Annotated in this window: 21 protein-coding genes and 1 pseudogene; 12 read left to right on the top strand and 10 right to left on the bottom strand. The window is 66.4% G+C overall.

What is annotated here, in order from left to right:
- Positions 1-55: 55 nt before the first annotated feature.
- From FFS08_RS21805 to FFS08_RS21790, 4 genes are all read left to right on the top strand, one after another.
- On the top strand, positions 56-2,005 hold the full coding sequence (locus FFS08_RS21805; protein ID WP_137864624.1) for a CocE/NonD family hydrolase: 1,950 nt from the start codon (positions 56-58) through the stop codon (positions 2,003-2,005).
- 87 nt (positions 2,006-2,092) lie between these two features.
- Positions 2,093-2,968, top strand: a complete 876-nt coding sequence (locus FFS08_RS21800; protein WP_171012762.1) for a TonB family protein — start codon at positions 2,093-2,095, stop codon at positions 2,966-2,968.
- 74 nt (positions 2,969-3,042) lie between these two features.
- Positions 3,043-4,440 carry a M16 family metallopeptidase gene (locus tag FFS08_RS21795; protein ID WP_137864626.1) on the top strand — a complete coding sequence of 466 codons (1,398 nt, stop codon included), beginning with the start codon at positions 3,043-3,045 and terminating at the stop codon, positions 4,438-4,440.
- Positions 4,440-5,849 carry a M16 family metallopeptidase gene (locus FFS08_RS21790; RefSeq protein ID WP_137864627.1) on the top strand — a complete coding sequence of 470 codons (1,410 nt, stop codon included), beginning with the start codon at positions 4,440-4,442 and terminating at the stop codon, positions 5,847-5,849. The genes FFS08_RS21795 and FFS08_RS21790 overlap by 1 nt, the downstream gene beginning before the upstream one ends.
- Before the next feature lie 122 nt (positions 5,850-5,971).
- Here the strand turns inward: FFS08_RS21790 and FFS08_RS21785 are convergent, their stop codons facing one another.
- Positions 5,972-7,972 carry an acyltransferase family protein gene (locus FFS08_RS21785; RefSeq protein ID WP_171012761.1) on the bottom strand — a complete coding sequence of 667 codons (2,001 nt, stop codon included), beginning with the start codon at positions 7,970-7,972 and terminating at the stop codon, positions 5,972-5,974.
- A gap of 125 nt (positions 7,973-8,097) precedes the next feature.
- Here FFS08_RS21785 and FFS08_RS21780 point away from each other — a divergent pair, with 125 nt between their 5' ends.
- Positions 8,098-9,288, top strand: a complete 1,191-nt coding sequence (locus tag FFS08_RS21780; RefSeq protein ID WP_137864629.1) for a hypothetical protein — start codon at positions 8,098-8,100, stop codon at positions 9,286-9,288.
- 75 nt (positions 9,289-9,363) lie between these two features.
- Here FFS08_RS21780 and rplL read toward each other — a convergent pair whose 3' ends face one another.
- Both rplL and rplJ read right to left on the bottom strand, forming a co-directional pair.
- On the bottom strand, positions 9,364-9,741 hold the full coding sequence (gene rplL / locus FFS08_RS21775; protein WP_137864630.1) for a 50S ribosomal protein L7/L12: 378 nt from the start codon (positions 9,739-9,741) through the stop codon (positions 9,364-9,366).
- A 54-nt stretch (positions 9,742-9,795) separates the two neighbouring features.
- Complete coding sequence (gene rplJ, locus FFS08_RS21770) at positions 9,796-10,311, bottom strand: 50S ribosomal protein L10 (RefSeq protein WP_137864631.1); 516 nt, start codon at positions 10,309-10,311, stop codon at positions 9,796-9,798.
- Between the two features lie 406 nt (positions 10,312-10,717).
- Here rplJ and FFS08_RS21765 point away from each other — a divergent pair, with 406 nt between their 5' ends.
- The gene (locus tag FFS08_RS21765) at positions 10,718-13,288 is read left to right on the top strand and encodes a TonB-dependent receptor (protein WP_171012760.1); all 2,571 of its coding nucleotides are present in this window, start codon (positions 10,718-10,720) and stop codon (positions 13,286-13,288) included.
- 186 nt (positions 13,289-13,474) lie between these two features.
- Here the strand turns inward: FFS08_RS21765 and FFS08_RS21760 are convergent, their stop codons facing one another.
- Positions 13,475-15,289, bottom strand: coding sequence for a hypothetical protein (locus FFS08_RS21760; protein ID WP_137864632.1), 1,815 nt, complete (start codon positions 15,287-15,289; stop codon positions 13,475-13,477).
- Between the two features lie 245 nt (positions 15,290-15,534).
- On the opposite strand from FFS08_RS21760, the gene FFS08_RS21755 reads away from it, so the two are divergent.
- From FFS08_RS21755 to FFS08_RS21740, 4 genes are all read left to right on the top strand, one after another.
- Entirely contained in the window at positions 15,535-16,011 is a 477-nt protein-coding gene (locus FFS08_RS21755; protein ID WP_137864633.1) for a helix-turn-helix domain-containing protein, read from the top strand.
- Positions 16,012-16,080: 69 nt separating this feature from the next.
- On the top strand, positions 16,081-16,431 hold the full coding sequence (locus tag FFS08_RS21750) for a hypothetical protein (RefSeq protein WP_137864634.1): 351 nt from the start codon (positions 16,081-16,083) through the stop codon (positions 16,429-16,431).
- Between the two features lie 30 nt (positions 16,432-16,461).
- Positions 16,462-16,908 carry a hypothetical protein gene (locus tag FFS08_RS21745; protein WP_137864635.1) on the top strand — a complete coding sequence of 149 codons (447 nt, stop codon included), beginning with the start codon at positions 16,462-16,464 and terminating at the stop codon, positions 16,906-16,908.
- 15 nt (positions 16,909-16,923) lie between these two features.
- A complete protein-coding gene (locus FFS08_RS21740; protein WP_137864636.1) occupies positions 16,924-17,379 on the top strand; it encodes a winged helix DNA-binding protein in 456 nt (151 codons plus the stop codon).
- A gap of 141 nt (positions 17,380-17,520) precedes the next feature.
- Here FFS08_RS21740 and rplA read toward each other — a convergent pair whose 3' ends face one another.
- Positions 17,521-18,213, bottom strand: a complete 693-nt coding sequence (rplA, locus tag FFS08_RS21735; protein WP_137864637.1) for a 50S ribosomal protein L1 — start codon at positions 18,211-18,213, stop codon at positions 17,521-17,523.
- A gap of 4 nt (positions 18,214-18,217) precedes the next feature.
- Positions 18,218-18,649 (bottom strand): 50S ribosomal protein L11, encoded by a 432-nt coding sequence (gene rplK, locus FFS08_RS21730; protein WP_137864638.1) that lies wholly within the window; start codon positions 18,647-18,649, stop codon positions 18,218-18,220.
- 336 nt (positions 18,650-18,985) lie between these two features.
- On the opposite strand from rplK, the gene FFS08_RS21725 reads away from it, so the two are divergent.
- Positions 18,986-19,633, top strand: a complete 648-nt coding sequence (locus FFS08_RS21725) for a hypothetical protein (RefSeq protein WP_137864639.1) — start codon at positions 18,986-18,988, stop codon at positions 19,631-19,633.
- Between the two features lie 124 nt (positions 19,634-19,757).
- Here the strand turns inward: FFS08_RS21725 and nusG are convergent, their stop codons facing one another.
- The 3 genes from nusG to FFS08_RS21710 form a co-directional block, all read right to left on the bottom strand.
- Complete coding sequence (gene nusG / locus FFS08_RS21720; protein ID WP_137864640.1) at positions 19,758-20,297, bottom strand: transcription termination/antitermination protein NusG; 540 nt, start codon at positions 20,295-20,297, stop codon at positions 19,758-19,760.
- Positions 20,298-20,332: 35 nt separating this feature from the next.
- Entirely contained in the window at positions 20,333-20,530 is a 198-nt protein-coding gene (gene secE, locus FFS08_RS21715; protein ID WP_137864641.1) for a preprotein translocase subunit SecE, read from the bottom strand.
- Positions 20,531-20,698: 168 nt separating this feature from the next.
- Positions 20,699-21,271 (bottom strand): YqaA family protein, encoded by a 573-nt coding sequence (locus tag FFS08_RS21710; protein WP_137864642.1) that lies wholly within the window; start codon positions 21,269-21,271, stop codon positions 20,699-20,701.
- Between the two features lie 175 nt (positions 21,272-21,446).
- On the opposite strand from FFS08_RS21710, the gene FFS08_RS21705 reads away from it, so the two are divergent.
- Entirely contained in the window at positions 21,447-21,983 is a 537-nt protein-coding gene (locus FFS08_RS21705) for a hypothetical protein (protein WP_137864643.1), read from the top strand.
- 5 nt (positions 21,984-21,988) lie between these two features.
- On the opposite strand, the pseudogene FFS08_RS21700 reads toward FFS08_RS21705, so the two are convergent.
- Positions 21,989-22,867, bottom strand: a pseudogene (locus tag FFS08_RS21700) (hypothetical protein); the annotation flags it as partial.

The raw sequence follows: 22,867 nt of genomic DNA, 5'->3' as shown, positions 1-22,867 counted from the left end.
TTCCATGCATGCGGTTTTGGGCCTATCGATCCCCATCCATGGGAGATAAAGTCACATGAACAAGTCGCTGCTCGCATTGGCCGCCGGGACGGCCATCCTCGCCACCGCCGCCGCGCAGGCCCAGGAAAGTCCCGCCGCCGCCCAGACGCCGGCTCCCGCGTTCAACGACATTCCCGCCAACTTCAATCCGCCCTCGCTGCCCGCGGACTATATCAAGCGCGAAGTGATGATTCCGATGCGGGACGGTGTGAAGCTCTACACTGTCTTCATCATCCCCAAGGGCGCGAAGAACGCGCCGATCCTGTTCACCCGCACGCCCTACAACGCCGCCGGGCGCGTCGTCCGCACCGAGAGCGGCAAGATGATCAACACCCTGCCCGAGGGCGACGAGGTGTTCGTCAAGGCGGGATATATCCGCGCGTTCCAGGACATTCGCGGCAAGTACAAGTCGGAGGGCGATTACGTCATCACCCGCCCGCCGGTCGGCCCGCTCAACCCGACCAAGGTCGATCACATCACCGACGCCTATGATTCGATCGACTGGATGGTGAAGAACATCCCCGAGACCAACGGCAAGGTCGGCATGCTGGGTTCCTCCTATGAGGGTTTCACCGTGGTGATGGCGCTGATGGGCCCGCATCCCGCGCTCAAGGTCGCCGCGCCCGAGAGCCCGATGATCGACGGCTGGATGGGCGACGACTGGTTCCACCACGGTGCCTTCCGCCTCGCCAATATCGGCTGGATCGGCGCCCAGACCGGCTACAAGGGCGCCGGCAAGGCGCCGCCGCGCCCGGACTGGGACGATTACGATACTTTCCGCCGCGTCGGCTCGGCCGGCGACTGGGCCAAGCAGTTCGGCTATGACCAGCTGCCCGCCTGGAACAAGATGAGCCAGCACGTCGCCTACGACCAGTTCTGGCAGGAGCAGGCGCTCGACAAGCTGCTCGCGAAGAACCCCTCCAACATCCCCACGCTCTGGGAACAGGGCATCTGGGATCACGAGGACATGTACGGCGCGATCCACGCCTGGGAGGCGCTGCAGAAGACGTCCCAGGCCGACAAGAACTTCCTGTTGATGGGTCCGTGGCGCCATTCGGGCTTCAACTATAATGGCTCCACCCTCGGCCAACTCGCCTTCGAGGGCGATACCGCGCTCCAGGCCCGGCGCGACATCCTGCTCCCGTTCTTCAATGCCTATCTCAAGGACGGGGCGCCGCCCTTCACTCCGGCCAAGGCGAGCTTCTACAATACCGGCGAGAACCGCTGGGACTATCTGAACAAATGGCCGCTCGCCTGTGACGACGGGTGCGGCACCAGGCTCACCCCGATCTATCTCAAGCCCGCAGAGGGCCTGGGCTTCGACAAGCCGGGCGCCGGTTCGGACAGCTACGTCTCCGATCCCGCCAAGCCGGTTCCGCACCTGCCGCGTCCGGTCAACTTCCAGGACGGCCGCTGGGGCACCTATCTCGTCACCGACCAGCGCTTCGTCGACGGGCGGCCCGACGTGATGACCTATATGACCGAGCCGCTCGCCGAGCCGGTTCGAGTCTCCGGCGCGCCGCTGGCGGACATCTTCGCCAAGACGACGGGCACCGACGGCGACTTCGTGGTGAAGGTGATCGACGTCTATCCGGACGACTATGTCACCAAGAAGGAGATGGGCGGGTTCCAGCTGCCGATCGCGATGGACATCTTCCGCGGCCGCTATCGCGATTCGTTCGAGCATCCGACGGCGATCCCGGCGAACAAGGTGCAGGAATACAAGTTCCGCCTGCCCACGGTGAACCACGTCTTCCAGCCGGGGCACCGGATCATGGTGCAGGTCCAGTCGAGCCTGTTCCCGGTCTATGACCGCAATCCGCAGAAGTTCGTGCCCAACATCTTCTTCGCCAAGCCCGGCGACTATCAGAAGGCGACGGTCACGCTGATGTACGGCGGCGCCCAGTCGAGCAGCGTGCTGCTGCCGGTGGTGCCGCTCGACCAGTCGGCGAGCGCGCAGAAGTGATGACGCGGGTCCGGGGCGTTGCCGGCTGTCGTAACGCTCCGGACACATGCTGTTGAGATCATCTTCCGGCAATTCGGGGGAATGTCGATGATCAGGGCACTGCTTCTTTGCCTGGCGCTTGCCGGAGCAGGCACACCGGCGCTCGCGGCTGGGCCGCCTGACGAAAGGCCGGTCGAGACGTTAACGCGGCACGGCAAATGGCTGGTCGATTATAGTCGCGATGCCTGCAACCTCGCCGCCCAGATGGGGGAGGGCAAGGCGAGCGTGATCGTTCGTTTCACGCGCTACGAGCCGGGCGACGACTTTGATTTCTCGGTCTATGGCGACCGTTTCCAGACGGACGCCGTGAAGGTGGAGGGCACGGCCGATTTCGGCGTCGGCGAAAGGCCGGTCGCGATCGACGGGCTTTCCGGCAAGGTGGACAAGCTTCGCGCGATGTTCTTCAGCGGCGTGCGGCTCGATGGCTGGGAGCGGAAGGGCAAGCGCGATCTGGCGCCTCGGATCGCGCCCGAGCAGGAAGCGCGCGCCACCGGCGTGACGCTGGCCATTCGCGGCAAGCGGCCGCTGCGGCTCGAATTCGGCTCGTTGGGCAAGCCGCTGGCCGAGATGCGCAAATGCATGGATGCCCTGGTCACGAGTTGGGGCTATGACGCCGCCCAGCAGGCGGCGGGGCTGCGCCCGGTATCGGCGATCACTTCGCCTGGCGGCTGGCTCAATTCCGGCGACTATCCGGCTGGCGCGCTGTTCGGCGGACACAACGGCCTGGTGCAAATCCGCCTCGACGTCGATCCCGAAGGCAAGGTCGCGGGCTGCTTCGTCCTGGCGCGTACCAGCCCGGACGACTTTGCCGACATCACTTGCCGCAACGTCGCCAGGCGGGCCAAGCTCCAGCCGGCGCTCGACGCCCAGGGAAAACCGATGCGGTCTTTCTGGGTGGTGAAGGTGCATTGGCTGGCGGGCTGATCGCTCTTGCGCCCGGCGCCCCTTGCCGTACTAACCTGGCAATACAGTTCCCGAGTCCCAGGGGGTCCAGAACGATGAAGCATTTGAGTCTCGTGAGTCTCGCGCTTGCCCTTGCGGTGGCCGCGCTTCCGGCTGCGGCGCATGCCCAGGCCGGCGCCGCCGCGGCGAGCAAGCTGCATGTCGACACGCAATATTTCACCTTGCCCAACGGTCTGCGGGTGGTCCTGACCAGGGACACGATCGCGCCGACGGTGACGGTCGGCGTCTATTACGGCATCGGCTTCCGCGTCGAGCCCAGGGACCGCACCGGCTTCGCGCACCTGTTCGAGCATCTGATGTTCCAGGGATCGAAGCATGCGCCAAAGGGAGTGTTCGACACCACGATCACCAATTCGGGGGGCGTAAACAACGGCTCGACTCGGTTCGACTTCACCAATTATTACGAGATCGTCCCCTCGGGCGCGCTCGGGCGGATGCTCTGGCTCGAGGCGGATCGCATGGCCAATCCGGTGATCGACGATGTCGTGCTGAAGAACCAGCAGGGCGTGGTCGGCAATGAAGTGAAGGTCAACGTCCTCAACCAGCCCTACAGCACCTGGCCGTGGATCGACCTGCCGATGCTGGCCAACGTCAACTGGTACAACAGCCATAATTTCTATGGCGAGCTGAAGGAGATCGAGGCGGCGACGGTGCCGGACGCCCAGGCCTTCTCCAGGGAATTCTACCGCCCGAACAACGCGGTGCTCGTGGTCGCGGGCGACATCGACTATGCCGCGACCCGGGCGATGGTGGAGAAATATTTCACTCCGATCCCCGCGTCCGCGCCGGTGAAGCAGCCGGACATTTCCGAGCCGCGCCAGACCGCCGAGAAGTTCAAGAGCCGTGTCGACGCGCTGGCGCCCAAGCCCGGCTATGCCGCGGGCTATCACGTGCCCGATCGCGGCACGCCCGAATGGTATGCGATGGGGCTGATCGACCAGATCCTGCTCCAGGGCGACGACAGCCGGCTGTTCAAGAAGCTGGTCTCCGACACCGGCATCGCCGGCGAGCTTTCCGGCGGGATCAACGGCGATCTCGGCAACATGTTCAACTATCGCGGGCCGATGCTGTGGAGCTTCAGCTTCACCCACGACACCAAGCACTCCACCGCGCAGATCGGCAAGGCGATCGACGAAGTGATCGAGGAACTGCGCGCGAAGCCGGTCAGCGCCGCCGAACTGCAACGGGCACGCACCAAGATGCGCTCGGAGCTGTACGGCACGATCGACGGCGGCGGCCGCGTCGGTCTGGTCGATCTGCTCGCCGTCTACGCGCTGTTCGACAATGATCCCGCCGCGGTGAACCGGATCGAGGAGGGCTTCGCCAAGGTCACGCCGGCGCTGATCCAGAAGACCGCGCAGGAATATCTCCGCAAGACCAACCGCTCGGTCTATGTCATCGAGCCCGGCGCCCAGCCCAAGGGAGGCAAGTGATGAAGCGCGCGATTCTCGCCCTTTCGGCCTTGCTCGCCGCCATGCCCGCGCTGGCGCAGGACAATTTCCCGCCGGCGCCGCCGATCGCCGATCCCAAGCCGTTCAAGCTGCCGGCGACCGAGACCTATGCGCTGCCGAATGGCGTGCAGGTCACGCTGATCCCCTATGGCATCGCGCCCAAGGCCGTCGTGTCGCTGCGCGTGCGCGCCGGCGCAGTCGATGAAGGCGATGCGGTGTGGCTCTCCGAAGTCACCGGCGCGCTGATGAAGGAAGGCGCGGCGGGCAAGACCGCCGCCGATCTCGCCGCCGCGGCGGCCGGGATGGGCGGGCAGCTCAACGTCAGCGCCGGCATGCAGTCGACTTCGGTCGGCGTGAACGTGCTCTCCGAATATGCGCCGGCCGCGGTCGCGCTGGTGAGCGACGTGGCGATCCGCCCGACGCTGCCGGCGAGCGAGCTTGCCCGGGTGAAGGCAAATCTCGGCCGCCAGCTCTCGATCGCGCTGTCGCAGCCGGGCCCGCTGGCCGATGTGGCGCTGGGCCGCACCATCTATGGCGCCAACCATCCCTATGGCCGCCTCATCCCGAGCGCGGCGCAGCTCCAGGGCTATACGATTGCCCAGGTGAAGGCCTTCCACGCCGGCCAGTTCGGCGCGAAGCGGGCGCATCTCTACATCGCCGGCCGGTTCGATACGGCGGCGGTGAAGGCGGCGATCGACAAGGCCTTTGCCGGCTGGGCGGCGGGTCCGGATCCCGTGGTGCTGGACAGTCCGCATCAGCCGGGGCCGCGGATCGTGCTGGTCGATCGGCCGGGCGCACCGCAGGCCACGCTGCGCCTTGCCTTCGACGCCAGCCGCGCCGGCACCGATGCGGACATCCCGCAGCGCGTGACCAATGCGCTGCTCGGCGGGGCGTTCAGCTCGCGCATCACCCGCAACATCCGCGAGGACAAGGGCTATACCTATTCGCCCTATTCGGACGTCGACTTCACGCCCGAACAGGCGTTGTGGGGCTTCCAGGCGGACGTGACCACAGAGCATACCGGCGACTCGTTGCACGAAGTCTTCAAGGAAATCCGCCGGATGCAGACCGAGCCGGTGCCGGCCGAGGAGGCCAAGGGCATCCGCACCTATATGGCCGGGCTGTTCGCCATCTCGAATTCGACCTCGGGCGCGGTGGTCGGCACGCTGGCGACGCGCGACCTGCTCGGCCTGCCGGGCGACTGGACAGAGCGCTATGTGCCTGCGGTGCTGGCGGTGACGCCGGAGCAGATGATGGCCTCGGCGACGGCTTCCTATCCGCTGGGCAGGCTCACCCTGGTGGTGGTCGGCGATCTCAAGACCGTCGTCCCCCAGCTCAAGGCCCAGCCCGAGCTGGCGAACGTGCCGATGACCAATGTGACGGTGCCTTGAGGATCTTCCCCTCCCTGGAGGGGAGGGGCAGGGGTGGGTAGAGGCTTGGCGCTGCGATATCGTTGCGCCAGGCCTCTCCGTATTGCCAAGACGCGATGCACCCTTTCAGGGAAGGGGGTTCGTCACCGAACTCCCAGGATCGTCCGCTTCAGATCGGCATAGATCAGGTCGTTGCCGAGCCCGCTCGGGTGGTCGCCGTCGAAGAAGAGCGGGCGGCCGCCCGGCACTGCTTCGCAGGTCCGGCCGGGGCAGAAGATCGGCAGCGGGTCCCACAGGATGGTGCTGCGCTGGCCGGCGGCCAGCACGCGCATCGCCTGCATCACATGGCGGCGGCGCTGGAGCATTGCCTCGCGCTCGACGGTGAGCCCGTGACAGGCGGGATTGGTGCGATTGAACCAGTCGGTGCAGCGGAAGATCGGGCTGGGGAAAACCGGCTTGGGCGCCTCGAGCACCAGCCGCGCGCCGCCGGCCGCAAGGCGCCGGGTGATTCCCTGCGCTTCGGCGAGCGCGGCGGCCGAGACCGTGTCGTCGTGCCGCCCGGTCAGGTCGCGGTCCCTCTCGAACTGGTTGGCGAGGCGGGTGACGCGCAGCCCGGGCAGGAACACCACGTCGCCCGGGCGCGAGCGGCCCACGATGTCGCGTTCCACTGCAGCGTACCAGTCGGCGCAGCGCGGGCGCGCCGCATGGCTCATGATCAGCTTGAGATAGGGGCAGGCGGGCCGGAAATAGAGCCGCACGCTCGCGCCGGTCTCGGCGACGAGCCTGCGTAGCGCGGGCGCATAGGCGAGGCCGTGCGAGTCGGCGGGCACGAACAGAGTGAAGCTCCCCGGGCGGGAGCAGCGCGGTGTCCACAGCGTCACCTTGCCGCCTGCCAGCCGCTCCTCGCCGTCGATCGGCGCGCAGCCGGTAAGGTCGAGCGGCAGCGGCCGGCCGGGCTCGGCATACCAGGCGAAGCGATCGCGGGTGGCGCTTAGCGTGATGCGGTTGTGTGCGGCGATCATCAGCTGCCCGCAGAGCGCGGCGGCCAGCGTTGCGGCCAGCGCCGCCGTGACGACGCGCCCGCGTGGCCATCCGGCCATCCGGCGGCTCGAACGCAGCGGCTTCTCGACCAGGAAATAGGAGAGGATCGCCAGCGTCACTGCAATCGCCAGCGCGGCGAGCTGGAGCTTCGGCGCGTGCAGGCCGATGGTCCAGCGGAACAGCACGAACACCGGCCAGTGCCAGAGATAGAGCGAATAGGAGAGCAGCCCCACTGCCACCATCGGGCGGCTGCCGAGCGCGCGGGGCGCGGTGCCGCCCAGGATCGCCACGAGGAGGAGCGCGGTGCCCGCGACCGGCAGCAGCGCGCCGGGAAAGGGGAAGAACGGCCCTTCGGGCAGCGCGAAGCCGGCGGCGATCAGCAGCGCGCCCAGCGGCGCCGGCCAGCGCTTGCCCGCGGCCCAGTCCTGCCAGCGATGGCGCGTCAGGCAGAGCAGCATGCCCGCACCCAGCTCCCAGAAGCGCGGAAAGATCAGGTAGAAGGCGAACTTGTTCGCGAAGATGGCCAGCACCGCGCAGAGCAGCAGCGAGAGGCCGGAAAGTATGGCTACCCACCGCACGGCCTTCGCCCCGGCCTGCAGCTGATGGTGCCACCAGAGGATGAACGGGAAGAACAGGTAGAACTGTTCCTCCACGCCGAGCGACCAGCTGTGGGTGAAGGGATTATAGGCGGCTTGCGGGCCGAAATAGCTGTCGGTGTCGGTCGCCAGCACGATGTTGCTGAGCCCGAAAAAGGCGAATCGGCCGACCTGGGCGAGGCTGTTGCTCAGCCAGGCGTCGGGGATGAAGAGCTGCGCGGCCAGCAGGGTGGCGAGCAGCATCGCGATCAGCGCCGGCATGATCCGCATCAGGCGGCGCGCATAGAACCACCCGGCGAGCTCCTTGAAGCTGGCGAACGTGCGGCCGAGCAGCGAGCCGGTCACCACGAAGCCGGAGATGACGAAGAAGATGTCCACGCCGGTGAAGCCGCCCGGCAGTGCCCGGGGCCAGAGGTGGAAGAGGATCACCGAGGTGACGGCGATGGCGCGCAGCCCGTCGATCGCCGGAATATAGCCGGGGCCGTGCCCCGTTCGTTCGCCTACCACCAATGTCTCCCCAGATGGCTCGCCCTGTAAGGGACGGAGCCGGCAGGGACAATCCGCCCTCGTCATGCGGCGAACGGGGCGCCGCGTGCAGCCGGCGTTCATCTTCTGAGGGCCAGGAAATGGAAGTGAACGCAGGGAGGCTCAGGATCGGGTTGCTGTGCGGCCTCGCCACGGCGACGCTTGCCGCGTCCATCGTGCATGCGCAGGACGCGCCGACCCCGCGGCCCAGTGCCGCTCCGATCATCACGCCGCCGCCAAGCGTCCGGCCGCAGCAGCTGCCCGGGGTGATCCCGGAGCGATTCAGCATCGGCTCCGCGCCTAGCCCGACACCGGCGCCGGTACCCGCGCCGACGCCGACGCCGCCTCCCGCGCCGGTTGCCCGTGCCACTCCCGCGGCCCAGCGCGCGACCCCCGCTGCTCGCGCCACGCCGGTGCCGCATGAAACTGCTCCCGTCGCCGCCGCGCCGACGCCGGCTGCGGTCGTGGTGCCGTTGCCGACCGCCGCGCCGTCACCCCAGGCCGCGGCGTCGCCGACGCCTCGGCCGGCCGCGACCATGGCGCCGGCACCAGTGGCTGCGCCTGCCGCCTCGCCCTGGATCTGGGCTCTCGCCGGCGCGGGCGGAACCGCGCTGCTCGGCCTTGGGGGCTGGCTGCTCCTGCGCCGCCGCGGGGAAGAGGCTGAGGAAGAGGTCTTCGAGGCCGAGCCGGTGTCGATCCCGGTGCCGCCGGTCCAGACGCCGCCTGGTCTGGAGCGCACTGCGCGGCCGGCCGGGGCGCTCCCGGTGCCCGTGCAGCCGGCACCGCCCTCCTTGTCCGGCACCGATCCCTTCGAGCTGGCGCTCAATCCGCATCGGATCGTCGCCGGCGAGAATGAAGTGCTGCTCGAGTTCGAGCTCCTGATCGGCAACGTCTCCGGGGCTTCGGCGGAGAATATCCGCGCAACCTTCGCGGCGATGAGCGCGCATGCCCGGCAGGACGAAGTGATCGCGGGCTTCCATGGTGGGCCGTCGGGCGAGCCGGGCGGCGCGCCCTTCGATCTGCCTGCGGGCGGCGGCGGGCAGATGCCGGTGCGCCTCGCCATTCCGCGTGCGAGCGTGAACGTGGTCCAGCTCGGCGGCCGGCCGATGTTCGTTCCGATCGTGCTGATCGACCTGCGCTGGCGCGGCGGCCTGAGCATCCGCCGTTTCGGCGCCGACTTCATGCTCGGCACGGCGGGGCAGGGCGGCAAGCTCGGCCCGATCTGGCTCGACCGGCCGGCGCCGGCCGGGCCGCTGGCGGCCAATCGCTATTTCGCCAGGCAAGTGGCCGCCGCCTGAGTCGCCCAAAGGAAAAGGGCGGCCCGTTGCCGGACCGCCCTGATCTGTTCGCCGAGTGGCGAGAAGCTGAGAAGCTTACTTGACCTCGACGGTCGCGCCGGCTTCCTCGAGCTGCTTCTTGATCTTCTCGGCCTCGTCCTTGTTGACGCCTTCCTTGACGGCCTTCGGAGCCGATTCCACGAGGGTCTTGGCTTCGGTCAGGCCCAGGCCGGTGATGGCGCGGACTTCCTTGATGACGTTGATCTTCTTGCCACCGTCGCCGGTGAGGATCACGTCGAACTCGGTCTTCTCTTCGGCGGCCGGGGCAGCCGGGCCACCGGCGGCCGGGCCGGCAACGGCGACGGCAGCGGCGGCCGAGACGCCCCACTTCTCTTCGAGAAGCTTCGAGAGCTCAGCGGCCTCGAGAACGGTCAGCTCCGAAAGCTGGTCAACAAGCGCGTTAAGGTCAGCCATGATAAACTCCAATCAAATCAGATGTTTCGGGATAAATAATCTTGCAAGATCCGCTTACGCGGCGTCCTTGGCCGCATAAGCGCCGAAGACGCGCGCGAGCTGCGCTGCCGGTGCCTGGGTGACAGTCGCGAGCTTGGTCGCCGGAGCGGCGATGAGGCCCACGAGCTTGCCGCGCAGTTCGTCCAGCGACGGCAGCGAGGCGAGCGCCTTGATGCCTTCCTGGTCGAGCACCTGCTTGCCCATTGCGCCGCCGACGATCTCGAGCTTGTCGGTCGTCTTGGCGAAATCGACCGCCACCTTGGCCGCAGCCACGGGGTCGATCGAAGTGGCGAGCGCCGTCGGACCCGTCAGCAGGTCGGCGATCGCCGCGTAATCGGTGCCGTCGGCAGCGATCTTGGCAAGCTTGTTCTTCGAGACCTTGTAGCTCGCGCCGGCCTCGCGCATCTTGTTACGGAGGTCCGTCGACTGCTTGACGGTCATCCCGAGGTTGCGGGTGATGACCACCACGCCGACCTCGCCAAAGGTGCGGTTCAGCTCGGCAACGGCGTCAGCCTTTTGGGAACGATCCATGCCGGTCTCCTCGTTATGAGCTTCTCCCTTGCGGGAAATGCCCGGTTACAAAATGTCCGAGGGGAAGGATCGTCGTGCCCGGTTATCCCTGGGCATGACCCGCGCGCTCCGCATGCGGAGACGCCGGTGAAAATCTGTCCCCGTCTAGGCAAGAGATTAAGCAGGGCAAATCCCCCGCGCTTGCTGTCTCGGACGGTCTCCTCCCGAAGGAGGAAGGCGCGCCAATAGCGATATTTGTGGATAAGTCAACCGAACGCATCCTCCGCGCCTCGGGCGCGACGCGGATCGTCTCCGGCATTTCTCCGGGATTTCTCGGATGTTTCATCGAACTACAATAGGACTGCCACATACCCGGCCTAGGCGGCGATGCTGCGGCGCAACGACGCCGTGACTCCAGGGGGGTATAATGACCGTTCGCCACATGCTTCGCGCCACCGTTTGCGCCGCCGTTCTCGCTGCCGCCGCAATGGCCGCGCCTGCACAGGCCCAGGATCAGGCTCGGCCCGCCGCCGGCGATAATGCGCCCGAGAATGCCGGCGACGAAGCGATCCTCGTCACCGCCAAGCAGACTCGCTCGGCGACGGCGATTCCGCAAAGCGAGATCCAGAAGATCCTGCCCGGCGTCTCGCCGCTCAAGGCGATCCAGACGCTGCCCGGCGTGCTCTACGTCACTGCCGATCCCTGGGGGAACAACGAGCAGAACGCCCAGATCTTCATCCATGGCTTCGCCGGCAACCAGCTCGGCTACACGATGGACGGCATCCCGCTCGGCGACCAGAGCTACGGCAACTACAACGGCCTTTCGCCGCAGCGCGCCGTGATCTCGGAGAATGTCGCCCGCGTGATCGTGGCGACGGGTGCCGGCGATCTGGCCACTGCGTCGAACAGCAATCTTGGCGGCACGATCGAGACCTATTCGTCCGATCCCACCCGGATGTTCGGCGTGACCGCCAACCAGACGGTGGGCAGCTACAACACCTCGCGCACCTTCCTGCGCCTCGACACGGGCAGTTTCGGCGCGGGCGCCACCAATGCGGGCTATCTCGCGGTCACGCGCCAGAAGGCGAAGGCCTGGGACTTCAACGGCTGGCAGGGCGGCTGGCAGGCCAATGCCAAGTTCGTCCATGACGATTCGGTCGGCAAGCTGACGCTCTATTTCGACTATAACGACATGACCCAGCCGAACGAGGACGCCACCGTCTTCTTCAAGCCGACGCCGCCTGCCACGGCCACCGCGGTGCAGCTCTACACGCCCTATACCAAGCCGTTCTTCTATTCGGACTTCGACGGCTATCGCAGCTACATCAACGCGCTCGGCAACTCGCCCGCGGCGCAGGGCGGCAACTACCGCAACTATTATTCGGACGCGCAGCGCACGGATTACCTGACCTATGCGCGGTATGAGGCGAAGATCGCCGACAATGTCAGCCTGACCAACACGATCTACTATCATCACAATGACGGTGCCGGTGTCGTCGCCGGCCCGCTCGGCCAGTCGATCACGACCGCGCAGCCCTATCTCGACCCGGGCTATGCCAGCCTGCCGACCAATTGCCGCTTTGCCGCCAACGGCAATGGCGTTCGTCCGGCTGCCTGCACCGCGCGCACCGACGCGCAGCTGGCGGCGGCCGGCGCCGCGCTGGTCGCGGCGACCGGCGGCTCGGGCATGATCACTCGCACCACCGAATATCGCATCGACCGCGGCGGCGCGATCTCCTCGCTCACCGCCGAACTGGGCGATCACAAGATCGAGCTCGGCGGCTGGTTCGAGCACAACAGCACCACCCAGTGGCGCCGCTGGTATGCCGTTCCCGCCGGCAACCCGTCGCTGAGCACGCCCTATATCCGCCCGCTCGAAGTGATGCAGCCGCTGTTCACCCAATATCAGGGCGAGGCGCGGATCAACCAGCTGCAGCTCCACGTCCAGGATACCTGGCAGGTGTTCGAGCCGCTGCTCGTCCAGTTCGGCTTCAAGACCAGTGCGCAATGGGCCAATGGCTGGTTCCCCGTGCAGCCCCGGCTGGGCTCGCTCTCGGGCCTGACCGGCGGCTTGCCCGAGGGCAAGATCAACACGCTCAAATGGTTCCTGCCGGCGGTCGGCGCGACCTGGGACTTCAACGGGCACGAGGAAGTCTATTTCAACGTCCAGAAGAACCTGCGCCAGTATCAGGCATATCTGGCCGGCGGCGGCGGCCCGTGGTTCACGGGCAGCCAGGCGGCGTTCAATGCCTTTGCCACCGACGGCAAGCCGGAAAGCAGCTGGACCTATGAGGCCGGCCTGCGCACGCATCGCAGCTTCGGCGGCGGCGTCGGGCTCGAAGCGCAGGTCAACTATTATCGCGTCGATTTCAGCGACCGTCTGCTGGCGATCTCGACCAACCCGGGCGGTATCGCGGGCGGCCAGATCGCCGGCGGCACTTCGATCCTGGTCAATGTCGGCGACGTGCGTACCAATGGTGTCGACGCGGCGTTCACCCTGCGCTTCGGCCGGGCCTTCTCCTTCTACAACGCCACTTCGTACAATCTCTCCAAATACCGGAGCGACTATAGCTCGGCGGCGACCGGCATCGGCGGCGCGACCAACAGCTGCATCGGCGGCTATGTGGTCTCGGGCGGCGTCGTCCCGACTTGCGGCAAGCAGCTGCCCGGCACGCCGAAGTGGATGAACAAGACCGTCGCGACGCTCAATGTCGGTCCGGTCGAGGCGCAGCTGGTCGGCGACTATGTTGGCAAGCGCTATGCGACCTTCTCCAACGACGCCAGCGTCGGCTCCTATTTCCTCGCCTCGCTGCGCGTCGGCGTGGACCTGCCGGCCGAGCGGCTGGGCATGAAGAAGGCGCAGCTGAGCCTGAACGTCACCAACCTGGGCGACATCAAGGGCGTGTCGACGCTCTCGGTCGGCTCGGCGACCAACAGCTATTCGGCCTATCCGATCCCGCCGCGCCAGTGGTTCCTGACCTTCTCGTCGGGTTTCTGACGAGCAAGGCCGGAAAAGGGGCCGGGGGCGCAGTTCCCCGGCCCCTTTCCCTTGGTGACCGTATCGATTGCAAACGCACCCGTGGGTGATCGCGGCGTTTGCCGCAATTCCCCTGCGAGGAAGGGTTTGTTCCGCAGCGGCCGCTCGGCCGGATCGGCCAAGCCTGCAATCGCTACGATCGCCCTTCTATTCCCCGAGCTTGGCGAGCAGCGAGCGGGCGGGCGCCGATTCGGGGGTTTCATAGGGGCCGTTGGCCACCGGGATCAGCGCGCCGCGCGCCGCGCCGACATTGCCGCGTCTCGCGAACGCCTCGCCCAGCAACAGCCTGGAGCCCGAGGCGGCGGGAACGGTGTCGGCCGCCTTCATCAAGCCTTCGATCGCTATGTCGGGCGCGGGCTCGCCAGCCTCGGCGAAGCTGCGATAATAGGCGAGGAGCGGCAACGGGTTCTCGCTGTCGGCGCGATTGGCGCGGGCGATCGTGCTTCGCGCGGCCTTGAGCCGGTTCGGACGCTCGCTGGCCGGCCCGGCGAGCGCGAGCCCAGCTTGTGCGCTACCCTGCCAGGCGAGCGCGTCGGCATTGTCCGGCGCCACGACCAAGGCCCTGGCGGCGGCCGTGCCGCATTCCGCCATGTTGCCGCTGCGGCACTCGGCTTCGGCGAGCAGGAGCTGGGCGTCGAGATTGGCGGAATAGCGCGCGGCATCCCGGCGCAGGCCGCCCAGCCAGCTTTCCCGGCGCGCAAGGGCCGTGGCGCGCCGCTTGCCCGCCTTCGGGTCCGTGGAAGCCACCGGGATCTCGACACGGGTACCGAGCTGGAGCCGCCCCTTGACGAATGCCGCTTCGCCTTCGCTCAATCGCCGGACGATCGGTTCGGCCGCGCGGTCGGCGGGATAGGACATCTGCTCATAGGGCAGCTTGCCCCGGCCATAGGCGACCAGTTCGCCCTGCAGCTTGTCGAGGTCGCCGAATGCTGCCGCCGCCCGTTCCATCGAGCCGCCCGCGGCGATCGTCGCGAGATAGGCATGGAGCTGGCCTCGCCGTTCGTTCGAGAAGAACAGCATATGGGTGAGCGCCCAGGCGTGGAACGGCGTCCAGCGCTCGCCGGCGTCGCGATCCGCCAGATAGCGGCCGGTCAGTATGTCGGCGACCGGATATCGCCGATAGCGATCGAGCACCTTGCGATAGCCTTCGGGCGCCCGGCCATATTCCATCCTGGCGGCGCCTTCCGTGGCGAGGGTCGCGAAGATCTCGCCGAACCCATCGACATACCAGCGCGGATAGGCATTGGGGAAATAGCTGAGCAGGAAATGGCGGGCATAGCCGGCACGGATGCGCCCCTCCGCCGATATCGGTATCGCCGTTTCGTTCACCGCGATGGCCAACGGATCGTCGCGACCGAACCGCGCCATCGCGCCGGCCTGGCCGGCCGATAGTGCGGCGCCCATCCCCGGATTTTCCGCCGACGCGCCGGGTGCCTCCGCGGCGGCCGGTGCCGTGGCACGCACCAGGTCGGGCAGGATGCCGGCAAGGCCGGTGCCGCGTTCGAGCACTGCCTTCCGATCGAAGCGAGTCGCGGCGAACACCGCCCCATCCTCGCGCGGGTCATAATAAGTGGGATCGGGGAAGGCGCGGCTGTAAGGGCCGGGCGAATATCGCAGATTCCTGAGGTCCATGGCGTCGAACTCGGCGCCGTCGCCGACCAGCGTGACGCGGAGCTTGCGCGTGACATCCGGCTTGTCGACGCGATTCAGCAGCACCGACAGGAGAAAATGGAGCCGTTCCAGATCGTGCGCGATCCGGACCAGTTCCTTCTCGCTGCCGTCGCTGATCACCACGACATGATCGGTCTCGGCCTGATGCCAATTGCTGGCCCGATCGCGCTGGCCCTGCACCACGATCGCTGTGTCCTGATGGGCGGGGTCCGCGCTCTGCGCCACGGCGTTCACGGGCATGGCGATCATGGCAAGTGCGAAAATCACGCAGCTATCGCGGCTATTACGCATATCGCCTCTCCCCCTTCGTTGTCAGTACGTTACTATGCTCGTCATGTCGGGGGAAGGAAGCGCACCATGGCGGTTCGGCCAGGCCCGGAATCGCGAGTGATCCGGAGGGGGAAGGGAAAGCCATTTCGGCTGGATTCCCAGCCGGCTGCGACCAATTTTTCCTATTTGCCTTTCACGAAGGAAACGTCTGAAAATCGCACCAACTCGGTTGGATTCGCGCGCGCGATGGCTAAAAGCTGGCGGCGATGGTGACCGGGACGATCGATCAACTCACTGCACGCGAACGCGATTGCCTGCGGCTTGTCGCGCGCGGCATGTCGTCCAAGGAAATCGCCCTCGCGCTGGGCCTCTCGCCCCTCACCGTCGACGGCTATCTCAAGGAAGCAGTGCGCACGCTGGGCGTTTCGAGCCGGCGCGAAGCCGCACGCATCCTCGCCGCGCACGAGCAGCTCTCTGTACAGGCTGGGGAAACGCCCCCCCAAAATTTGGGGGGCGAGCCGGTGGACCTTGCCGAAACGGTGCATTCGGGGGTTCCATTGCCTCCGAAACGGTCCGAAGGCGAACCACGCTTCCGGGTCCCGTTTCTGAGACAGGGGAAGCAAACAAATGATCTGGACCCATTCAACCGGCTGATGTGGATCTTCGGCCTCGCGCTGCTGATGCTGATCGCGGTGGCCAATTTCCTCAACGGTCTGGGGGCGCTCTGGCGCATTACCGGCTAACCCCGGCCTCTCTCGAACCAACTCAATCTAGACCACGTCGCAGCTCTTCCGCTGCGCGAAGGAGGACTCATGACGTCTCCGAAGAAGATTGCCGCCGTGCGCATCGCCCGTTCGCTGCGGCCTGCGGAAGTCGCGGTTAACGAAGCTGCGATCAAGGTGCTTGCGATGGGAACCGCCGTGCTCACCGCCCGGGCCGACGGCACCTTCCATCCGCTCGAGGCACAGGACGCCGTTGATTATGTCAGTGCGGCGACGGCCAAGGTGTTCGGCGCCATGTCGGACATCAAGAAGGCGCATGGCGAACTGCGCGGCGTCGGCATGCGTCACCAGGTGCTCGGGGCGGGCGACATCTTCGAGACTCCGGGTCATGACGATCCCCGTGGCGAAGCGGAAATTCTTCCGCTCACCGTCGCAGCATGAAGGGGGCCTTGACTTGGCCGGGGTTCGTTGGTGCGGTCGCGCCATATGAACGTGCTCGTCTATCTGGTCGTGCTGCTCCTTTGCTGCCTCTACGCGGTCACGCGCGGCGGCTTGCCGGAGCGCCTCGCAGTGCTGATCCTGGTGCTCGCGATCGTCGCATCGCACTTCGCGCCGGTGGCAGGCCAATATCGCTTCCAGAAGATGGAAGTGGGGCTGCTCGCCGTCGATTCGGGCATGTTCCTCAGCACCATGCTGCTGTCGTTGCGGGCGCAGCGCTATTGGCCGATGTGGCTGTCCGCGGTGTATCTCAACATCGTGGTGACGCATCTGCTGATGCTCACGCCCTCGCTGATGCCCTGGTCCTATGCGGTGGCGAACGCCGCGTGGAACTATCCGGGTCCGCTGCTGATCGCCATCGGCGCGGCACGGCATCGGCAGCGATTGAAGCGCTACGGAACGGATCCCGCCTGGTCCTGACGAAGGAGGCGCATCATGGCTGAGGCAGATTATCGCTTGCGCGACCGGCCGGTTGTCCCGCCCAAGCCGGCTGCCGGAGGCGTGGCCTTCACGGGCAAGGCAGCGGACCTGGTGGAGAGCTTCTACCGTGCCCGGCGCCTGCGCGACGACGCCTTCGGGCCGATCGCCAGCCAGTTCCGCGAGCCGACCTGGGACATATTGCTCGACCTCTACCTCGCCGCCGCCAAGGGGCGTCCGGTATCGGTGAGCAGCGCCTGTATCGGCAGCGGGGCGCCGCAGACCACGGCGATCCGTCATCTCGCCCTGCTCGAGAGCGCCGGGCTGGTGGTGCGCACGCCCAACCCGATGGACAATCGGGCGGGCATCGTCACGCTCACCGAAGAGGCGATCCGCCGGGTCGATGACTGGGCACGGCGCGTGCGAAGCGTGTGGAAGGCGGAAACGCCCTTGCCGGGCGATCCGGTAGTCTGAGCCGCCCCTTTCGTTGGGGGAGGCAGAAAGGGGCCGGAGGCTGAGCCTTCGGCCCTTCTTCCGTGCCGGCTGCGCGCGCAAAGGAAAAGGGCCGGGGGAATTGTTCCCCCGGCCCCTTCTTGTTCGGCAGCGCCGTCAGGTTCAGGCGGTCGCGACTTCCGCGACGTCGACCTTCACGCCCGGGCCCATGGTCGAGCTCAGGGCGACCTTCTTCAGGTACTTGCCCTTGGCGCCCGACGGCTTGGCCTTGACGATCGCATCGACCAGCGCGTCGAAGTTTGCGCGCAGGTCCTCCGCCGGGAACGACGCCTTGCCGATGCCGGAGTGGATGATGCCGGCCTTCTCGACGCGATACTCGATCTGGCCGCCCTTGGCGTCCTTCACGGCCTGTGCGACGTTCATGGTCACGGTGCCGAGCTTCGGGTTCGGCATCAGGCCCTTGGGGCCGAGCACCTTGCCGAGGCGGCCGACCAGGCCCATCATGTCCGGGGTCGCGATGCAGCGGTCGAACTCGATCTTGCCGCCCTGGACGATCTCGAGCAGATCCTCGGCGCCCACGACGTCCGCACCGGCCTCACGGGCCTCGTCGGCCTTGGCGCCCTTGGCGAACACGCCGACGCGCACGGTCTTGCCGGTGCCCTTGGGCAGGGTGACGACACCGCGGACCATCTGGTCGGCGTGACGCGGGTCGACGCCCAGGTTCAGCGCGACTTCGACGGTCTCGTCGAACTTCGAAGTGGCGTTGGCCTTCACCAGCGCGATCGCTTCGTCGACGCCGTGCAGCTTCTCGCTGTCGATGGTCCAGGTCTTCTGCTTCTTGGTCAGCTTTGCCATGTCCTTAGCCCTCCACGACCTGGAGGCCCATCGCGCGGGCCGAGCCCTCGATGATGCGGGTGGCCGCCTCGATATCGTTAGCGTTGAGATCCTTCATCTTGATCTGGGCGATCTCGCTCAGCTTCGAGCGCGCGATCTTGCCCGCCGAGACCTTGCCCGGCTCCTTCGAGCCCGACTTCAGGTTCGCGGCCTTCTTGATGAGATAGGTCGCCGGCGGCGTCTTCGTCTCGAACGAGAACGAACGGTCCGCATAGACGGTGATGACGGTGGGGAGGGGCGTGCCCTTCTCCATGTCGCCGGTCTGGGCGTTGAACGCCTTGCAGAATTCCATGATGTTCACGCCGCGCTGACCCAGGGCAGGGCCGATCGGCGGCGAGGGGTTGGCGGCGCCCGCAGGCACCTGCAGCTTGATATAGCCGGTAATCTTCTTTGCCATGTCACTCTCTTTCGTAGGGCCCCGCGCGCAGGCGACGCCCATGATCAAGTCGAGCGGTTGAAGCGGCCGTGCGGACACGGCCTCCCGCGGTTTTCCGTAGCTGGTGCTTTGGAAGGGCGCGCCCCTAGCGCAATATGCGCTCCGGCGCAAATGTTTCGAGCCTTCCCACGCTCGCGCGTCGGGTGAAGTCGGCACCCGCGCCACACTGAACCCTTTCCGACCAATACGGTCTTGCCAATTGGCCTGACCTTGCACACCCTGCGTCCATCGGCGGCACGAGCTTCGGCTCCAACGAGACCTGCCGGTCAACCAAGGAGGCGACAGGAGAAAGATGCCATGTTCATGCGCAATCGCACTGCCGCGTTTATCGCCACCGGCCTGATTCTCGCCACTACCGGCGTTGCCTGGGCCTATACGACCGATACCGATTCCGGCGGCAGCATCACCAATATCAGCGGCGGCAAGCGTTTCACTATCCAGCAGCGCACCGACAGCACGCCGGGCCGGGCGGAGCTGCGCGGCACCTCCAGCACCACCGGCGCCTCGGCGAGCGGGCGGTTCAAGCTGGTGAGCGGCGGAAAATATGTAAGCGTGATGCAGGTGCTCAACGTGGTCGCCGCAGGTGCGACCTCGGGCGCTTCCGAGCCGATCACTCAGCTTGCGGTGCGCCCCAAATCGGGGGGCAACTACGAATTCTACGTGGTGCAGGGCAGCCAGGTGTGCAGTGGCGCGCCAACCGTGGTGGTGGGCAGCACCTATGATGTGAGCGTATCGGTGAGCACCGGCCAGAGCCCGGAATATCGGATCAACGGCGTCGTCTGCAAGAAGTCGAACCCGGACGGGGACAAGGCCGGCACCGTCTATGACGGCAGCCTTAAGAGCGGGCGATATTTCTATCCGAAGATGGGTGCTTACAACACCAGCAGCAACCAGGCTCAGAGTGGTGGCGGCTCGACGATCGAGTGGACCGAGATCGCGATCTGAAGGGATGGGGGCCGGTCGCGTCGGAGCGGCCGGTCCCTGTTCCTGTTCGTGCCGGCCACGCAACGAAAAAGACCGGAGCTTTCGCCCCGGCCCTTTCGAAATCCCAACAATGGGCGAGCGTTGCTTACTTCACTCGCTCGACGTCCTCGAAGCCCAGTTCCAGCGGCGTCGCGCGGCCGAAGATCGAGATCGAGACCTTCACGCGGCTCTTGTCATAGTCGAGCTCCTCGACCACGCCCGAGAAGGTCGCGAAGTTGCCGCTGGTCACCTTCACCGTGTCGCCAATGTCATAGTCCACCTTGACCTTCGTCTTGGGTGCGGCGGTTGCGGCTTCGTCCTTGGTGTTCAGGATGCGCGCGGCTTCCGCCTCGCTGATCGGCTGCGGCTTGCCCGACGAGCCCAGGAAGCCCGTCACCTTCGGCGTGTTCTTTACCAAGTGATAGACGTCGTCGTTCATCTCGAGCTTGGCGAGGACATAGCCCGGGAAGAACTTCCGCTCGGACTGGATCTTCTTGCCGCGGCGGACCTCGGTCACCGTCTCGGTCGGGACCTCGACGGCCTCGACCAGGCGATCGAGGCCCATGCGGGTGGCGTCGGCCAGGATCTGGTCGCGGACCTTGCCCTCGAAGCCCGAATAGGCGTGGATAATGTACCAGCGCGCCATGCGTTCGTTCTTTCTCTCGTTATCTGCGGTGCTGCTTACTGCGCGAGGCGCAGCAGCGAATTGACGATGAAATCGAAGATCGAATCGATGCCGAGGAAGAACACGCCGAGCAGAGTCGTCATGATCATCACCATGATGCCGGTCATGATGGTCTCGCGGCGCGTCGGCCACACGATCTTGCGGGCCTCGGTCTGCACCTGCTTCACGAATTCGATCGGACTGGTCTTCGCCACTGGGGCACCCTCGCTTCAAAGTTCGCCGGCCGCGGGGCACGGGTCCGCTGCCCGGTCCTTCTCGAAGGAACCGGCGCTACCCACCCACGCTGTCGGATTGGGGGCTGTATCTAGCGAGTTGCGAGCGGGCGTGCAAGCTGGCCCGCTCAGGAAAAGAAACGGCGCCGCTCAGAACAGCGCCACGGCAACGAAACCCAGCACGATGAGCGCGAGGAAACCCCAGGCGAACAGATCGAGCCGCTTCTCGACGAACTCCTGCACCGGGGCGCCGTAGATCTTCAGCAGCGTGGCGACGAGGAAGAAGCGCGCGCTGCGGGTGATCGTGGCGAGCAGTACGAAGAGGGCGAACGGATAATGCGACAGGCCGCTGGCGATGGTCACCAGCTTGAAGGGGATCGGCGTCACGCCCTTCACGAGAATGATCGCCCAGCCATATTTATTGTACTGGGCGGTGAATTCCTGGAACGCGTTGTGCTTGAAGAATTCGAGCACCTGGTTCGCGAAGTCGGTCAGGAAATAGCCGATCGCATAGCCGAACATGCCGCCCAGCACCGAGCCGAGGGTGCAGATGCCCGCGATCAGGAAGGCGCGGTCGCGGCGGGCAAGCACCATCGGCATCATCATCGCATCGGGCGGGATCGGAAAGAAGCTCGCCTCGGCAAAGGAGACCGCGAACAGTGCACGCGTCGCGTGCCGATGGTGCGCCATGCGCAACACCCAGTCGTACAAGGGGCGGAACATTGGAGCCGGGCAACTTTCGATGCGGGAGATGCCAGTCCTTTATGGACCGCGCCGGGACTTGTCCATGGCGGCGGGCGAGGACATGCCGCCACCGATCGGCCCCCGGCGCCGTATCGGGCCCTTTCGGAGGCAATTCGGCTTGCGGCGGCGCGACCCGCCACATAGCCTCCGGCGCATGGCGACATCTGCCCCCGCGCCGACGCCGACGCCGTCGCAGCCGCCCGTGGAGATTCTCTACGCGGTGCCGGTCGGCACGGTGATTTCCTGGTATCCGTCGCCGACGGCCTTTCAAACCAATCCGAACGATCCGAGCGGGCCCAAGCTGCTGGTCTATCCGCCCGGCTTCAGGATGTGCGATGGGAGCACGGTCAACGATCCGGACAGCCCGTTCGACGGCGCCGTGCTGCCGAACCTCGTCAACCGCTTCATTCTCGGCTCGGGCGACAACATCGCCTATGGCGATACCGGCGGATATGGCATTGGCGGCTGGCAGAATACGGGGTTCGCCACGTCGCCGACCGCGGCATCATCGTCCGACGACGTGCTCAACAACATCATCCAGAACCAGAATCCAACGACTTCCTGGCGGTACCAGCTGACCAAGAACGACGGGCTGAACGACGGCAACCACCATCATACCGTTGCCGCGGGCGCGTTCACGGTGCCCCCTCCGGGTTACCTCGCCCTCATTCCGATCATCCGGATCAAATAGCGCCCTCAGCTCTCGTAGCGAATGTCGAGCGTCATGCCTTCAAGCAGTGCGTCCTCCAGCGCGATCTTCAGTTCCGTGTACCGCGCCGTCGGTACGGCGAGATTATAGACTCCCAGCTCGTCGCGGTTGGTTGCGCCTTCGGTGATGACGCGCGGATTCTGCGGGAACGGCTCGAGACGGGCGAAGCCGGGCAGGGGATAGGCGTTGTCCGGCGAGAAGACCGGCGGCGCGGTGCCGAACTGGAAGCTGGCGCCCGATGCGCGCACCGGGCAGGTCAGCGCACAGGCGGGATCGGTGCAGGTAGTGCATGCGGTGACCGCGATGTCGGCCGCATCGGTGCAGGCGCAGTAATTGGCGGCCGGCGTGCCGAACACCAGTTGGCGCAGCATCACGTCGCGGCCACCGACGCCGGCGATCTTCCCGCAGCTCTTGCAGCGCGCCACCATCAGGCTGGGCGGATCCGCCGTCGGCGCGGCGTCCAGCGCGGCCTGCACCGCGGCAGCGCTGCCACCCTTGGCGAGATAGCCCAGCTCGGTCACGTAGCAATTGGAGAAGCTCATCGTTCCGGAGCAGGTCAGGGTTCCCGCGAACAGCGAATCGAGCGCGTCCCCGCCGGTGCCGATCTCCGCCGTGCCCATCACTGTCGTCCGCGCAATGTGCATGGTCGCAAGCGGCGCGATGAGCACCGGAGTCGTCATGTCCGCCGGGGGGGTGTGGAGCGGGCTCAGTGCGCAGCTCTCGAGCCTGATGTCGCCCTGTACCCGGCTGAAATCGAGCGGCGCGGCGATCGTTCGTTCGAGCGCGATGCGCGCGCTCCCGTTGAACGGCGTGGGCGTGGGCGTTGGAGTGGGCGTAGGCGTGGGTGTCGGAGCAGGTGTGGGTGC

Source organism: Sphingomonas sp. 1F27F7B (genome assembly GCF_005503355.1).
In the GTDB taxonomy this organism is placed as follows: domain Bacteria; phylum Pseudomonadota; class Alphaproteobacteria; order Sphingomonadales; family Sphingomonadaceae; genus Sphingomonas.
This window is presented reverse-complemented; position numbering and strand designations above follow the sequence as displayed.

What these genes read in the sequence shown, in the direction of transcription:
- FFS08_RS21805 (WP_137864624.1), top strand. Translation starts at nt 56, where the DNA reads ATGAACAAGTCGCTGCTCGCATTGGCCGCCGGGACGGCCATCCTCGCC.
- rplK (WP_137864638.1), bottom strand. Translation starts at nt 18,649, where the DNA reads ATGGCAAAGAAGATTACCGGCTATATCAAGCTGCAGGTGCCTGCGGGC.
- rplL (WP_137864630.1), bottom strand. Translation starts at nt 9,741, where the DNA reads ATGGCTGACCTTAACGCGCTTGTTGACCAGCTTTCGGAGCTGACCGTT.
- nusG (WP_137864640.1), bottom strand. Translation starts at nt 20,297, where the DNA reads ATGGCGCGCTGGTACATTATCCACGCCTATTCGGGCTTCGAGGGCAAG.
- FFS08_RS21740 (WP_137864636.1), top strand. Translation starts at nt 16,924, where the DNA reads ATGGCTGAGGCAGATTATCGCTTGCGCGACCGGCCGGTTGTCCCGCCC.
- rplA (WP_137864637.1), bottom strand. Translation starts at nt 18,213, where the DNA reads ATGGCAAAGCTGACCAAGAAGCAGAAGACCTGGACCATCGACAGCGAG.
- FFS08_RS21790 (WP_137864627.1), top strand. Translation starts at nt 4,440, where the DNA reads ATGAAGCGCGCGATTCTCGCCCTTTCGGCCTTGCTCGCCGCCATGCCC.
- FFS08_RS21795 (WP_137864626.1), top strand. Translation starts at nt 3,043, where the DNA reads ATGAAGCATTTGAGTCTCGTGAGTCTCGCGCTTGCCCTTGCGGTGGCC.
- FFS08_RS21750 (WP_137864634.1), top strand. Translation starts at nt 16,081, where the DNA reads ATGACGTCTCCGAAGAAGATTGCCGCCGTGCGCATCGCCCGTTCGCTG.
- FFS08_RS21800 (WP_171012762.1), top strand. Translation starts at nt 2,093, where the DNA reads ATGATCAGGGCACTGCTTCTTTGCCTGGCGCTTGCCGGAGCAGGCACA.
- FFS08_RS21760 (WP_137864632.1), bottom strand. Translation starts at nt 15,289, where the DNA reads ATGCGTAATAGCCGCGATAGCTGCGTGATTTTCGCACTTGCCATGATC.
- FFS08_RS21725 (WP_137864639.1), top strand. Translation starts at nt 18,986, where the DNA reads ATGTTCATGCGCAATCGCACTGCCGCGTTTATCGCCACCGGCCTGATT.
- rplJ (WP_137864631.1), bottom strand. Translation starts at nt 10,311, where the DNA reads ATGGATCGTTCCCAAAAGGCTGACGCCGTTGCCGAGCTGAACCGCACC.
- FFS08_RS21765 (WP_171012760.1), top strand. Translation starts at nt 10,718, where the DNA reads ATGACCGTTCGCCACATGCTTCGCGCCACCGTTTGCGCCGCCGTTCTC.
- FFS08_RS21755 (WP_137864633.1), top strand. Translation starts at nt 15,535, where the DNA reads ATGGTGACCGGGACGATCGATCAACTCACTGCACGCGAACGCGATTGC.
- FFS08_RS21705 (WP_137864643.1), top strand. Translation starts at nt 21,447, where the DNA reads ATGGCGACATCTGCCCCCGCGCCGACGCCGACGCCGTCGCAGCCGCCC.
- FFS08_RS21710 (WP_137864642.1), bottom strand. Translation starts at nt 21,271, where the DNA reads ATGTTCCGCCCCTTGTACGACTGGGTGTTGCGCATGGCGCACCATCGG.